The sequence below is a fragment of the Flavobacterium sp. UBA7663 genome, from assembly GCF_002483315.1.
In the GTDB taxonomy this organism is placed as follows: domain Bacteria; phylum Bacteroidota; class Bacteroidia; order Flavobacteriales; family Flavobacteriaceae; genus Flavobacterium.
The window spans coordinates 80,108-95,619 of the sequence record NZ_DLHR01000010.1; the positions used below are offsets into that span (position 1 = coordinate 80,108).

The following is a 15,512-nucleotide window of genomic DNA, read 5'->3' on the forward strand; positions in this document are numbered from 1 at the left end:
ATAAACACAACAGAAACAAGTCTCTTTACTGAGGCTTTTTTTTTGGTTATATTTGCAAACCTATTTAGAAAATAAAAAATTATGAGTATCATAAATTCCATATTGAAGGCTTTTGTGGGTGATAAATCGGAGAAAGATGTAAAAGCGATTCAACCACTTATTACCAAAGTAAAATCTTTTGAGAGTGCTTTACAAGCATTGTCTCATGACGAGTTACGTGCTAAAACAGCCGAATTCAAAGCTAAAATTAAAAACGCTCGTGCTGAAAAAGACGCTAAAATTGCTTCTTTAAAACAAGATGCAGAGCAAACTCAAGATATTGATGCTCGTGAAGATATTTACGCTGAAATCGATAAAATCGAGAAAGAAGCTTATGAAATTTCTGAGAAAGTATTAAACGAAATTCTTCCAGAAGCGTTTGCAGTAGTAAAAGAAACGGCTCGTCGTTTTAAAGAAAATACGTCGCTTACAGTAACGGCTACTCCAAAAGACAGAGAGTTGTCAGCAACTAAATCATATATTGCGATTGAAGGTGATAACGCAACTTGGGCAAATTCATGGAATGCAGCTGGAAAAGCTATCACTTGGGACATGATTCACTATGACGTTCAGTTGATTGGTGGAGTTGTTTTGCACCAAGGTAAAATTGCCGAAATGCAAACAGGGGAAGGAAAAACATTAGTAGCAACATTACCATTATACTTGAATGCTTTAACTGGAAACGGTGTGCATTTAGTAACGGTGAATGACTACTTAGCAAAACGTGATAGCACGTGGAAAGCACCTTTATTCGAGTTTCATGGATTAACAGTTGATTGTATTGACAATCACCAACCAAACTCTCCAGAAAGAAGAAAAGCTTACGAAGCCGATATTACTTATGGAACAAATAACGAATTTGGTTTCGATTATTTGAGAGATAATATGGCGCATGCACCAGAAGATTTGGTGCAACGTAAACACAATTATGCTATTGTCGATGAGGTCGATTCAGTTTTAGTGGATGATGCAAGAACACCATTAATTATTTCTGGACCAGTTCCTCAAGGTGATCGTCATGAATTTAATGAATTGAAACCAAAAGTTGAAAACTTAGTAACTTTACAACGTAAATTAGCTACGGATTGTTTAACAGAAGCAAAACGTTTATTCAAAGAAGGAAACAATAAAGATGCTGGATTTAACTTATTACGTTCTTACAGAGCGTTACCAAAAAGTAAAGCCTTAATTAAATTCTTATCGGAAGAAGGAGTAAAGCAATTACTTCAAAAAACCGAAAACCAATACATGCAAGATAACAACAGAGAAATGCCAAAAATTGATGAGGCATTGTACTTTGTTATCGAAGAAAAAAATAATCAAGTTGAGTTGACTGATAACGGAATTCAGTTCTTATCACAAGATACAGATGCACAATTCTTCGTTTTACCAGATATTGGAACAGGAATTGCTCAAATTGAAAAAGAAAACCTTGCTGCTGAAGAAATGGCAGAGCGTAAAGAAGAATTATTCCGTGATTTCTCAGTAAAATCAGAACGTATTCACACATTAACGCAGTTATTAAAAGCATACACTTTATTTGAAAAAGATACCGAATACGTTATCATGGACAATAAAGTTATGATTGTAGATGAGCAAACAGGACGTATCATGGATGGTCGTCGTTATTCAGATGGTTTACATCAAGCAATCGAAGCGAAAGAAAACGTAAAAATCGAAGCCGCTACTCAAACATTTGCAACCGTTACTTTACAGAATTATTTCCGTATGTACAGCAAATTAGGAGGAATGACAGGAACTGCTTCAACAGAAGCTGGTGAATTTTGGGAAATTTACAAATTAGACGTTGTGGAAATTCCAACTAACCGTCCAATGGCTCGTAAAGACAAAGATGATTTAATTTACAGAACGGTTCGTGAAAAATTCAATGCAGTTATTGAAGATGTAGTACAATTGTCAAATGCAGGAAGACCTGTGTTAATTGGAACAACATCAGTAGAGATTTCGGAATTATTAAGCCGAATGTTAAAAATTAGAGGTATTCAACACAATGTATTGAATGCTAAAATGCACAAAAGTGAAGCAGAAATTGTAGCTGAAGCAGGAAAACCTGGAGTAGTTACGATTGCAACTAACATGGCAGGTCGTGGTACCGATATTAAATTATCTGACGAAGTTAAAAAAGCAGGTGGTTTAGCGATTATTGGAACAGAGCGTCACGATTCACGTCGTGTTGACCGTCAGTTACGTGGTCGTGCTGGTCGTCAAGGAGATGTGGGTAGTTCACAATTCTATGTGTCTTTGGAAGATAATTTAATGCGTTTATTTGGTTCAGAAAGAGTAGCGAAAGTTATGGATAGAATTGGTCTAAAAGAAGGTGAAGTAATTCAACATTCTATGATGACAAAATCTATCGAAAGAGCACAGAAAAAAGTAGAAGAAAATAACTTTGGAGTTCGTAAACGTTTGTTAGAATATGATGACGTAATGAATGCACAAAGAGAAGTAGTTTACAAAAGAAGACGTCACGCATTACATGGCGAGCGTTTGAAAGTGGATATTGCGAACATGATGTACGACACTTGCGAATTAGTGGTGGAACAAAACAAATTGGCAGAAGATTTCAAAAATTTTGAATTTGAATTGATTCGTTATTTTTCAATCAGTGCGCCAGTTTCACAATCAGAATTTGCAAAACTATCAGCAAGAGAGATTACTGGAAAAACATACAAAGCAGTTTTAGCTCATTACGAAGAAAAAATTGCTAGAGATGCTCGCGAAGCGTATCCAATCATTAAGAATGTATACGAAAACAATAATGGTCAGTACCAAAGAATTATTGTGCCATTCTCTGACGGAATCAAATCATTAAATGTGGTTACCGATTTAGAAAAAGCATATACTTCAGAAGGACGTTCGTTAGTGGCAGATTTCGAGAAAAACATCACTTTAGCTATTGTGGATGAAGCTTGGAAAAAACACTTACGTAAAATGGACGAATTGAAACAATCGGTTCAGTTAGCTGTTCACGAACAAAAAGATCCATTATTGATTTACAAATTTGAAGCTTTCAACTTGTTCAAAAAAATGATTGATGATGTAAATAAAGAAGTAATTTCGTTCTTGTTTAAAGGTGATTTGCCTTCTCATAATACATCGGAAATTCAAGAAGCTAAGCAAGTGCAACAAAAAGAAAACTATACTGAAACTAAAGAAGATTTAGATAGCGAAGATACAGCGGCACAAGCGAGAAGAACTGGAGAAATGGCAACTCAAAGACCTCAAGTAACGGAAACGATTACAAGAGAAATGCCAAAAATTAATCGTAATGACACCGTTACTATTAAACACGTAATGAGTGGAAAAAGCGAAACCATGAAATATAAAAAGGCAGAAAGTATGATTGCTTCTGGCGAATGGGTTTTGGTTAACGAATAATTAAAACACATAAATAAACTAATCCTCAATTGCTAAAAGTAGTTGGGGATTTTTTTTATTTAATCAAAAGAAATAGTTAGTCATCCAAATTCTCATTAAAAGCAGAAGGTAATAATTGCGGGATAAATTTTATCAAAATTGGCAACAATAAGCCACCACCAGGAAGTAAAAAGATGGTTAGCGATGGAACTGTTTTACAGATATCTAGTAGTTGTTTTTTTACTTTCTTTTTTTCTTCTTTACTCAAATCTTTTCGGGTTGATTTGGCTAAAAGTTGCATTAATTCGCCACTTTCTTTGATTTCTTTAGTTAATCTGTCCTTGTTGCGAATAATCAGTTTGGTTACATTTTTATTGGCTTGATCGTAAAAATGTTTAATTGGATTTGAAAAATTAAAAAACGGAATTTCAGCTTTATACTGATTGATGAAAAAGTTAATATCGTTAATGCTTTTGTCAAGAATTGTTGCTTCTAAACCTAAATCAGCATTGATGTTTTTCAAAAATTCAGCTTCGTTTTCTTCTAATTTTTCATCGCTCCACAATGCCATTTGCGCCATATCCAACAAGTATAATTTCTCTAATATTTCGGTATATTTTAGCAATTTAATATCCGAAAATTCAATTGAATCAATGGTTGAAAATTTGGTATAACGAATGGAATTTTCAAATAATTTTACCAATAATTCATCGTATTTCGATTTGTTTTGTTTGGTTTTTAGCGCCAATGAAACAATTTTAATACAATCCGATTCTATGTTTTTTAGATAATCTGAATCTAATTCGTTGTTTTTTAGATAGTAATGAAATGCTAAAACATCAATAAACAATAATGCATTAGTTATGATGTGCGAAAAGTTTTTACTAATTGTGTTTTGATTGGTTTGAATTCTGTCGTCAATCACTTTTTCCAATCGTGAACTGTGAGAGCCTTCAGGCAACATTTTCTTAATGAAATTCAGATTTTCTGGCTGAATGATGTTGTAAAATCGGTAAACAGAACTAATAAAATCTTTTGAATTAACGTTTTTATTTTCAAGTGAATAAACCGAAAATAAGGTGTTTAAAAATCCAACTTTTGTAATTTCATCATACGACCATTTTGTAGTGTTTAGATTTTCTTTCAATTGAAAATTAACCACATAACCATAAATAAAACCTGTTTTCCTACAACTTTCATAAAAAGACAAATAATCGCCTTCAAAATCAATGAAATTTTCACGATTTTCAGCAAAAAACTTGTCAATCCATCCATTTGCAGAAGGGTTTATCATTATTTTAGTTTCTCTTTTAAATATTTTCCAGTAATCGAATTCTTATTTTTAGCCACTTCTTCTGGTGTTCCAAAAGCCATTAATTTTCCGCCATTTTCACCACCTTCTGGACCAATATCCAAAATGTAATCGGCACACTTGATTAAGTCTAAATTGTGTTCAATTACGATAATCGAATGTCCTTTTTCAAGCAACGCATCAAACGAAGCTAACAATTTTTTGATATCGTGAAAATGCAAACCTGTTGTAGGTTCATCAAATACAAACAACGCTTTATCTTTTATTGTTCCTTTGACTAAAAATGAAGCCAATTTGATACGTTGCGCTTCACCACCAGAAAGCGTAGAAGAAGATTGTCCTAATTGTACATAACCTAAACCAACATCTTGTAAAGGTTGTAATTTTTGCGTGATTTTTGTCTGTTTTTGTTCGGTAAAGAAATTCAAAGCTTCATCAATGGTCATTTTTAAAATGTCATCAATGTTTTTTCCTTCGAAAGTAACTTCTAACACTTCTTTTTTGAAACGTTTCCCGTTGCAAGCTTCACATTCTAAATGAACATCAGCCATAAATTGCATTTCGATAGTAACTTCTCCATCACCTTTACAAACTTCACATCTTCCGCCATCTACGTTGAAAGAGAAGTGTTTGGCTTGATAGTTTCTAAGTTTTGAAACATTCTGTTTTGCAAATAATTCACGAATGTCATCGTAAGCTTTAATATAAGTAACTGGATTCGAACGCGAACTTCTTCCAATCGGATTTTGGTCTACATATTCGATATGCTTGATGTGCGAAAAACTTCCCGCTAATTCGGTAAATTGGCCTGCTTTTTCACCAACACCTTCTAATTTTTTTTGAATGGCAGGAAATAAAATTTTCTTTACCAATGTACTTTTTCCACTTCCCGAAACACCTGTAATCACGGTTAAACATTCCAACGGAAAAGTGAAGTTTTCATTCTTTAAGTTATTTTCTCTCGCACCAATAACTTCGATGTGATTTTTGAATTTTCTTCTTGTTTTTGGTACCGAAATTTCTTCTTGACCATTCAAATATTTCGCAGTTAACGAATCAAATTTCAGTATTTCAGCATACGTTCCTTGTGCAACTAATTCACCTCCATGTGTTCCAGCTTCTGGACCAATATCGATAATCATATCAGCAGCTTTCATGATGTCTTCGTCGTGTTCAACTACAATAACAGTGTTGCCTAAATCACGAAGTTCTTTCAATACTTCGATTAATCTTTCTGTATCTTTTGGGTGTAAACCAATACTTGGTTCGTCTAAAATGTACATCGAGCCTACTAAACTACTTCCTAACGAAGTGGCCAAGTTAATACGTTGCGATTCGCCTCCAGAAAGTGAGTTAGAATTACGATTTAATGTCAAATAACTCAATCCTACATTGAATAAAAAGTCTAAACGATTGTTGATTTCGATTAACAAACGTTTGGCTACTTTAGTATCGTATTCGTTTAATTCTAATTTTTTAAAGAAATCAATCAAGTTTACGATTGGTAAATCTACCAAACCTGAAACCGTTTTTCCGCCAACTGTAATGTAATTGGCCTCTGGGCGAAGTCTCTTACCCTTACACGTATGGCATTTTGTTTTTCCTCGGTATCTCGAAAGTAAAACACGATTTTGAATTTTATAATTTTTCTCTTCTAATTCCGAAAAGAAATCGTTTAATCCGGTGAAATATTTATTTCCGTCCCAAATCAGTTGTTTTTGTTCATCTGAAAGTTCGAAAAATGGTTTGTGAATTGGAAAATCAAATTTATAAGCGTTGTTTACCAATTGATCTCGGTACCAACTCATACTTTCACCACGCCAAGGAAACACAGCATTTTCATAAATAGATAAAGCCGTATTAGGAATTACTAAATCGGTATCAATTCCAATAACACTTCCGTAGCCTTCACATGTTGGACAAGCTCCGTAAGGATTATTAAAACTGAATAAGTGAATATTCGGTTCTAAAAACGTAATACCATCCAATTCAAAATTAGCACTGTATTCTATACGTTTTTTGGTGTCCACTTCTTGCAAATAACAAACACCTTTACCTTCATAAAAGGCGGTTTGCACAGCATCAGCTAAACGATTGAAGAATTCTTCCTCGGTTTTAACCACTATTCGGTCAATGATTAGTAGAATATCTTTGTTGTCCAATTGGTGTTGGTCTAACGTATCCAGACGCACCATTTCGTTATCCACTAAAATACGTGCAAAACCTTGTTGTAATAAAACTTTTAGCTTGTCTTCCAAAGCTCTTCCTTCTTCCAAATGAATAGGAGAAAGCAGTAGCCATTTGCTATCTACAGGAAATTCTTTGATGTCATTGATTACATCGGACACAGTATCTTTTTTAACTTCTTTTCCAGAGATAGGAGAGTAGGTTTTACCAATTCGTGCAAAAAGAAGCTTTAAATAATCATAAATTTCGGTTGATGTTCCTACAGTAGAACGCGCATTGCTGGTGTTTACCTTTTGTTCAATGGCAATAGCTGGCGCAATTCCTTTTATGTATTCAACTTTTGGTTTATCTAATCTTCCTAAAAATTGTCGTGCATAAGGGGATAAACTTTCAACATATCTACGTTGTCCTTCAGCATAAAGTGTGTCGAATGCCAAACTTGATTTTCCAGAGCCCGAAAGCCCAGTAATTACTACCAATTTGTTTCGTGGAATGGCTACATCTAAATTTTTAAGATTATGCAATTGAGCACCTTTAATTAAGATATTTTTTTTTGGTTCTAACGTTGAAAAATCGGGTTGTATCATTGTTGATTTTAATAGAATTGCAAAGATAATTAATCTATTTTAAGTTATAGTATATCTTTCATTTCAATATTGGTTTTTAACTTAAAGTAGACATTGTTATATCGTTATGGTAATCAAAAAAACATAATTTTTAAACTATACATCAACTATACATTTTACTTATTAGACAAATCATTTAATTTTTAAATTACTGAAAATCAATATTTTATATTTTTAAATAATCGCCTTAAAAAATATAATATAAAAAACGCAATGTATAGTTTGTATATATGGATTGTGAATTGTTTAAAAATTTTATGGATTAAATTTACAATCGATAAGTTTTAACTAAATAAAATACATAATTATGAAAAAAATTACTTTCTTTCTATCATTAATTTTTTGTGCACTGGGTTATTCTCAGAATTTGGTGACCAATGGTGATTTTCAAACGGGTACAGCAGCGCCTTGGTATAATAACGCTGCAAATGTTGTTGATCTTGGAGCTTCAAATTTTGTAAACCAAGCTAATGTATTAGCAGCAGGTAATCCTTATGATGTAAACTTGAGTCAAAATATTAATTTGACTAATGGTTTAACTTATGAATTAACTTTTACTGCATTTACAGATGCAACAACAAATTCAAGAACAATGATTGTAGGTTTAGGTCAAAATAATGCTCCTTGGGCAGCTTTAACTGCAACTACAACTTTAACAGCTTCGCCACAAACTTTTTCATATCAATTCACAATTAATTACGGTGATGCTGTTGCTGATAGAGTAATTTTTGATTTAGGTGCTGCTACTGGTTTCGTATTTATTGATAATGTTTCTGTTGTTCAGGTTGTAAATACATGTGCAAACGGAATTCAGGATGGAACTGAAACAGGAATTGATTGTGGAGGTACATGTGCTCCATGTATTGTTTCTCCTACTGTTGCTGCTCCAACACCTCCTGCTAGACCAACAGCAGATGTTGTTTCTATTTACAGTGATGCTTATACTAATATTGGATTTGATAATTTTGACGCTGGATGGTGTGGTGGCGCTGCAACAACCCAAGTTCAAATAGCAGGTAATAATACGTTAAGAAAGAATACAGGTGTTGTTTGTCAAGGTATAGATTTTCAATCTAACAGACAAAATCTAACCGATTTTACTCACATTCACTTTGATTTTTATATTACTGATACAAATTTAACAGGTGATGTTTTTAATGTAAAATTAGTTCATTTTGGAGGAACTGGTGCTGAAGTATCAGCTTTAGAGGTTAACATTAATGGAGGTACTACTCCTCAATTAGTAGCTAATCAATGGGTTTCAGTTGATGTGCCAATTACTGCTTTAGGTGGTGTAGTTGCAGGTAACTTAAATAGAAGTGATATTGCTCAAATAGGTATTACAACTGCTATGGTTGATAATGTTTGGTATGATAACATCTATTTACATAAAAACACTGTTTTATCTTCAGAAAGTTTCAATGTATCTAAAGTTAAATTATATCCAAATCCAACATCAAATATTTTAAATCTTGAATCAGTTGGAAATATTCAAAATATCGCAGTTTACAATGTTTTAGGACAAGAAGTTTTAAATAGAGAAATTAATGCTACTTCTTTCCAACTAGATGTTGCTAGTCTTAATGCAGGTGTTTATGTTATTAAAACAAACATTGATGGAAATGTTTCATCAACAAAATTTATAAAAGAATAGTTTTTCAATTCTAGTAAACTAAGACTGTCAGAAATGGCAGTCTTTTTTTTAAATCATTTTTTTATAAAATTTATATTACATATCTTTATTTTTTAATATCATAGAAAATGCAATTTCATAAAATTCAATTTCAACTTTTATTCATTTTATTTTCTTTACTAGGTGTAGCACAACAATTGCCTCCAATTGTTAAGTATTCTAAAGATGTATATGGTGCTGGAATTCAAAATTGGATGATTTCTCAAGATAATCATCGATTTATGTATTTTGCAAATAATGAAGGCTTACTTGAATTTAACGGTTCAAAATGGATTTTAAATCCTTCTCCTAATGAGACAATCATTCGTTCGGTTAAGTGTATAAATGATAAAATTTATACAGGTTCTTTTATGGAATTCGGCTATTGGCAACGTGCCATAAATGGACAATTATCATACATTTCACTTAGTCATTCAATTAAAGATAAAATTAATGATGATGAACAATTTTGGGGTATCTTTCCATTCGATAATTGGATACTTTTTCAATCATTAGAAAAAATTTATGCTTACAATACAAAAACAAAAGCGTTCACTATAATTAACCCAAATAGTACCATTAATAAAGCATTCAAGACTGCTAATGGTATTTATTTCCAGACTACAAAAGGGTTGTATGAGATTGATCAAGGTAAAAGTAAATTGTTTTTAAGCAACGATATTATCAATCAAAATAAACTAATCAACATTTTTGATACAAATGATGGATTAATCTTAGTCACTCAAAAGCAAGGAATTTTCAATTATAAGAATGGTGTTTTAAGTAAATTCTCAACTAATGTTGATGCCGAAATTCAGCAAAGTAATATTTACAGTAGTCAGATGTTGTCTGACGAAAGTATAGCTTTAGGTTCCATCTCAAACGGAATATTTATTCTGTCTAAAGAAGGCAAACTAATCTATCATATAACGCAAAATTCAGGATTAAGTAATAACACAGCACTTTCTCTTTTTGAGGATATAGATAAAAATCTTTGGATTGGGCTCGATAACGGAATTAACTGTATCAATCTTAAATCGCCAATAAAAAGTTATTTAGATAATACGGGAATTTTAGGAACTACTTATGCTTCAATAACTCACAACAATAAATTATACATTGGAACTAATCAAGGCTTGTTCTGTAAAGACTTAAATTCAACCTCTAAATTTGAATTTGTTCAAAATACAAAAGGACAAGTTTGGAATTTATTTTCTTATCAAAGCACACTCTTTTGCGGACATGATTCAGGGACATTTATTATTAATGATAAAAATGCAATTCCTATTTTTGCAGCTTCTGGAACCTGGAAATTTGTACCTTTTGGAAATACCAATTACATTTTACAAGGAAATTATAATGGAATTACTGTTTTAGAGAAAAAGAATAATACTTGGGTTTATAAAAATAAGATTAAAGGATTTAATTATTCTTCTAAACATTTTGAGATTTTAAATACAAATGAAATTTATGTAAGTCACGAATATAAAGGGGTTTATAAATTTAAAGTAGATAATTCCCTACTAAATGCTTCTGATATTATTAAATTTGATAACCTTACAAAAAGTAAAAACGCAACCTTAGCCAAGTACAATAATCAAATTTATTATGCTTCTAAGGATGGTATTTTTAAAATGAATAATACAACAAAGGTTTTTGAGAAGGACAAATCACTGAGTGTAATATTTCAAAATGACGAATATGTAACTGGAAAAATGATTGTAGATAAATCAAACAAATTATGGTTTTTTACTAAAAATTACATTCACTACTATTCCTCTGGAAAATTATCTCCTGAATTGAAGAAAAGCAGTTTGCCAATTCCTTCGTCTTTAACCAATTCAATGCCTGGATACGAAAATATTCTGCAGTTAAGTGATGAAACATATTTAATTGGTACAACAGATGGTTATTATGTCTTAAAAAACAATGAGTTCAAATTTAGTAATCACAAAGTTTCGCTTTTCGGAGTTTCCAATAATGTCATCAATTCAAAATCAACAAGTATTTCATTAACTGAAAAAGGAACGTTCGATCATGATGAAAATAATTTAGCTTTTAATTACACCGTTCCAGAATACGATAAATACATTAATGCAGAATACCAGTATAAATTAGAAGGACTTCATGACGAATGGAGTGAGTGGTCGTTTAATTCTCAAGTTGTTTTTGAAAATTTGCCAGCAGGCGATTATGTTTTTAGTGTTAGAGCCAAAGTAGCAAATTCTGTAACAGACAATATCGCTACCTATTCTTTTGTGATAAAAAAACCTTGGTATGCTAACAACTGGGCTATGATGTTCTATTTTATTTTATTGATAGTTTTAGGATATTACATCAATAAATTTTACACTATTTATCACGAAAAAAGACATCAACGTATTATTGCAGAAAATAATATTCTTTTAGAATTGAAGGAATTAGAGAATGAACAGCAAATAATGAAAATTAAAAACGAACAGCTTACTCAAGATGTTGATAAAAAGAACAAAGAACTTGCTGTTTCTACAATGAATCTTATCAAGAAAACAGAACTTTTAAACATTATTAAAGGCGATTTAAAAAACTCAACAGATAGTACAACAAATAGAAGTATTAAATCGGTTATTTCTACGATAAATAAAAATGTGAAAGAAGAAAATACTTGGAATATTTTCAAAGAAGCATTTGATAGTGCCGATAATAATTTCTTGAAGAAAGTTAAAGAAAATCATCCTAGTCTAACTCCAAACGATTTACGTTTGTGTGCCTATTTGCGACTTAATTTATCTTCAAAAGAAATAGCGCCTTTACTTAATATTTCAGTTCGTAGTATCGAAATTAAGCGATATCGTTTGCGAAAGAAAATGAATCTTCCTCATGAAATGGGACTAGTGGAATACTTATTAGCTATATAATGTTCTAAAAGCGCATTTTTCTTACCTATACATTACCTATACAAACATTCTTTAACGGAAATTTTAAGATATTATAAAAATCTTTTTTTATCCAGTTAAAATGATGTTTTATTGGCATTTTTCAATACTTCCAGCGTTTTTTTTACGATGTATATTTTTTGTTGAGGTTAATTTTGTCAAAAATGTAATATTTACTCGCTATTTTTATGAAATCATTAACAAAACCAATTTTTAATACGATTATTAATTATTTAAATCCAAACAGCAAATGAAAAAAATTATTCTGATACTAATTTTTTGTTATTCATTTACTACCTATTCACAATCTGAAAGAGTAGTAGTTGAAAATAATAATTCGGAATTGAAACTTAAAGTCGACGGTAAAGATTTTATGGTAAATGGAATGAATTGGGATTATTTTCCAATCGGTACAAATTACTCATACAGTCTTTGGAATCAATCAGACGATTTTATTCGTCAGGCTTTAGATGATGAAATGGGATTACTTCAAAATATGGGTGTGAATACTATACGTGTTTACTCGGGTATTCCAAAAAAATGGATTGAATACATCTATACAAATTATGGTATTTACACCATGTTAAATCATTCTTTCGGTCGATATGGTTTAACAATTGATGGTGTATGGAAGCCAAATACAGAATATTCTGATGCTAAAACCCGCGAGCTTCTTCTTAAAGAAGTAACTCAAATGGCTTCAGAATATAAAGATACTAAAGGGCTTCTTTTATTTCTTTTAGGAAATGAGAATAACTACGGTTTATTTTGGGATGGAGCCGAAACAGAAAATATTCCAATAGAGGATAGAAAGTCAACAGCGAGAGCACGTTCAATGTATAAGCTATTTAACGAAGCTGTTGTAGCAATGAAAGCGATAGACGCAAATCATCCAATGGCAATTTGTAATGGTGATTTACTTTTTCTTGACATAATTGCTCAAGAATGTAAAGATGTAGATGTCTTTGGAACAAATGTATACCGTGGTGTTTCTTTTGGTGATTTATTTGAAAGAGTTAAGAAAGAATATGGTAAACCAGTTCTGTTTACTGAGTTTGGAGCTGATGCTTTCAATGTTTTAACGAATCAAGAAGATCAAAATGCACAAGCTTTTTACTTAAAAGGAAATTGGAAAGAAATCTACGAAAATGCTGCAGGATTAGGTAAATCTGGTAACTCAATTGGAGGATTTACATTTCAATTTAGTGATGGTTGGTGGAAATACGGACAAACTAAAAACTTAGACGTTCATGATTCAAATGCTTCTTGGTCAAATGGTGGTTATCAAAAAGATTTCACTGAAGGTCAAAATAATATGAATGAAGAATGGTTTGGAATCTGTGCAAAAGGTCCAACAGATGAAAAAGGGCATTATCAATTATATCCAAGAGCAGCTTACTATGTTTTAAAAGACATTCACAAATTAAATCCATTTAAAGAAGGAATTAATACGCAAGTTGTAAATACTCATTTTGGTGAAGCTAATTTAATGGATGCCGCTTTAAGAGCTAGAGGAGATAAAGCAGCTTTATCAAGTAATGATGGAGGAATGATTAAATTAAGCAATCTTAGAGCAGAATTTACGACATTCAATACAGGTGGAAGTTTAATTACTACTCCAAAAGCTGATGATCCTGATACAAATGGTTATCCAAATAGATTAGGTTTTGATCACATGCAATCGTATTTTATTGGTGTTGAAGGAAATCCATCAGCAAACATGAAAGCTAACGTGAATTTCAATATTTTAGGTCACGTAGCTGAAAATCCAATTAATGAGATTTTCTATGAAAATAGAGGTAGAGCACAAACTGTCTTAACAAATGAAGGCGAAGTTTTATCTACAGATGTAAATAGAGTTCAAATTTACAATGCATCCTACAAATGGACAGCTAAAGATTTTGAATTAAGAGGATTCTATAGAACTGGTCACTATCACTGGGGCTATGAAGGCGATTTCTTCGGACTATATCCAGAAGCAAATTATGGACCAAACTTAGATATTTATAATGGAGAAACTCTTGGTTTCGAAATAGACGGAAGAGGAGACTTAGACGGATTAAAAGCGGCATTTGGACCTCAACTATGGTGGGGAGCCAATCCAGCTTATTTATTAAAATATAATACAAAATTCGGAAAATTTAATTTTGCTACTGTTTATCATGAAGACATTAATCAAGCAGAAGTTTCTGAATCGGTTTCATCAATTGCATTTCCAATACCAAAAACAAGAAGAGCTACAGTTTATCTTCAAACTAAATTAGGAAATTTAGGAATTGAATTAGGAGGTATTTGGGCTGGTCAACCATTAAATGGTAGAGAATTCCAAATGATGGATGGAGATGTTGTAAAAGTTGATAAAATAAACAATAAAGATAATTGGGGAGGAAAAGCAAAGCTTACCTTTTCTAAAGGAAGATTCAACGCATACACGCAAGGAGCAATTCATGGTTTAGTTGCAAACGGAGGTGCAGATAATACCCAAACGTTTACAGGTTGGAGATTGAAAGATACAGGAAGCGGAAACCAAATGAACTTTTTAGCGGGTTTTACTTATAATGTAAATTCTAATTTACAAATTGCACCAAACTTCCTATGGCAAAAACCTTTAGTAGAAGCTATGCCAAATGGTGTTGATGCTCCAGGAAGATTAAGAAATATTTTAGATGATCCATTTATCGTAAGAGCTAATCGTGAAACTGTTGGTGGAGAGTTATTATTGACTTACGACCCAACACCAGGAACATGGATGTATGAATGGAACAATGACATGGTAGAAGATGCAAAATTTGCATTCAGTACAGGATTTGTTTACCGTCATTTACCAACAACTATGGATGCTGCCATCGGGTTTTTATCCAATAGATCTTCTTTTGCATTTGAGCGCTCAGCTCCAGCAAAAGATTTATGGGAATCAAATACACGAATTGTTTCAAAAATTTCACCTGATTTAGGAATCATAGCTAACCTATACTTTGGTAATGGTCAAGCAAATGGCGATTCAGAAAGAACAATCAACAGAGCAGGTGGAGATGTAAGAATGATTTACAAAAAAGTAAAGGTAGTTTCTTCACTTAAATTTAATGATTGGGGACCTTTTGATTACCACAGAGATTTTAACTTAACTTACCCAGTTCAAAGTTCTATCGATATTTCAACTTCTGTTGGAAAACCAAGTTGGTTCATTTTACCAGATACAAGAATTGGAATCATGGGAATTTGGCGCTCATTAGACCAATATTCACCAAGATATTCACCAACAGCAGTTCCAGAAAACACATTTCCGCCAGAACCAGTTATAAGTCCAGTTGGTTTTGGAAACGGTTCAGAATGGGAAATTAGAACATACATTCACATTAATATTGGAAAATAATAAAAAAAAA

Annotated in this window: 6 protein-coding genes; 4 read left to right on the plus strand and 2 right to left on the minus strand. The window is 32.1% G+C overall.

The window, feature by feature from the left end; genetic code table 11:
• The first annotated feature begins 81 nt into the window (after positions 1 to 81).
• Positions 82 to 3,438, plus strand: a complete 3,357-nt coding sequence (gene secA / locus B2741_RS02410) for a preprotein translocase subunit SecA (RefSeq protein ID WP_291135094.1) — start codon at positions 82 to 84, stop codon at positions 3,436 to 3,438.
• A 76-nt stretch (positions 3,439 to 3,514) separates the two neighbouring features.
• Here the strand turns inward: secA and B2741_RS02415 are convergent, their stop codons facing one another.
• The gene (locus B2741_RS02415) at positions 3,515 to 4,711 is read right to left on the minus strand and encodes an LETM1-related biofilm-associated protein (protein ID WP_291135096.1); all 1,197 of its coding nucleotides are present in this window, start codon (positions 4,709 to 4,711) and stop codon (positions 3,515 to 3,517) included.
• On the minus strand, positions 4,711 to 7,503 hold the full coding sequence (gene uvrA, locus B2741_RS02420; protein ID WP_291135098.1) for an excinuclease ABC subunit UvrA: 2,793 nt from the start codon (positions 7,501 to 7,503) through the stop codon (positions 4,711 to 4,713). Before uvrA ends, B2741_RS02415 begins: the two co-directional genes overlap by 1 nt.
• A gap of 346 nt (positions 7,504 to 7,849) precedes the next feature.
• Between uvrA and B2741_RS02425 the strand changes: the two genes are divergently transcribed.
• From B2741_RS02425 to B2741_RS02435, 3 genes are all read left to right on the plus strand, one after another.
• Complete coding sequence (locus tag B2741_RS02425; RefSeq protein ID WP_291135100.1) at positions 7,850 to 9,196, plus strand: T9SS type A sorting domain-containing protein; 1,347 nt, start codon at positions 7,850 to 7,852, stop codon at positions 9,194 to 9,196.
• Between the two features lie 107 nt (positions 9,197 to 9,303).
• The gene (locus tag B2741_RS02430; protein ID WP_291135102.1) at positions 9,304 to 12,111 is read left to right on the plus strand and encodes a helix-turn-helix and ligand-binding sensor domain-containing protein; all 2,808 of its coding nucleotides are present in this window, start codon (positions 9,304 to 9,306) and stop codon (positions 12,109 to 12,111) included.
• 268 nt (positions 12,112 to 12,379) lie between these two features.
• Positions 12,380 to 15,502: a glycosidase gene (locus B2741_RS02435; protein WP_291135105.1), complete on the plus strand. Its 3,123-nt coding sequence runs from the start codon at positions 12,380 to 12,382 to the stop codon at positions 15,500 to 15,502.
• The last annotated feature ends 10 nt before the right edge of the window (positions 15,503 to 15,512 follow it).

Excerpts from the sequence above, each read along its gene's own strand:
- secA (WP_291135094.1), top strand. The coding sequence starts at position 82 with ATGAGTATCATAAATTCCATATTGAAGGCTTTTGTGGGTGATAAATCG.
- B2741_RS02415 (WP_291135096.1), bottom strand. The coding sequence starts at position 4,711 with ATGATAAACCCTTCTGCAAATGGATGGATTGACAAGTTTTTTGCTGAA.
- uvrA (WP_291135098.1), bottom strand. The coding sequence starts at position 7,503 with ATGATACAACCCGATTTTTCAACGTTAGAACCAAAAAAAAATATCTTA.
- B2741_RS02425 (WP_291135100.1), top strand. The coding sequence starts at position 7,850 with ATGAAAAAAATTACTTTCTTTCTATCATTAATTTTTTGTGCACTGGGT.
- B2741_RS02430 (WP_291135102.1), top strand. The coding sequence starts at position 9,304 with ATGCAATTTCATAAAATTCAATTTCAACTTTTATTCATTTTATTTTCT.
- B2741_RS02435 (WP_291135105.1), top strand. The coding sequence starts at position 12,380 with ATGAAAAAAATTATTCTGATACTAATTTTTTGTTATTCATTTACTACC.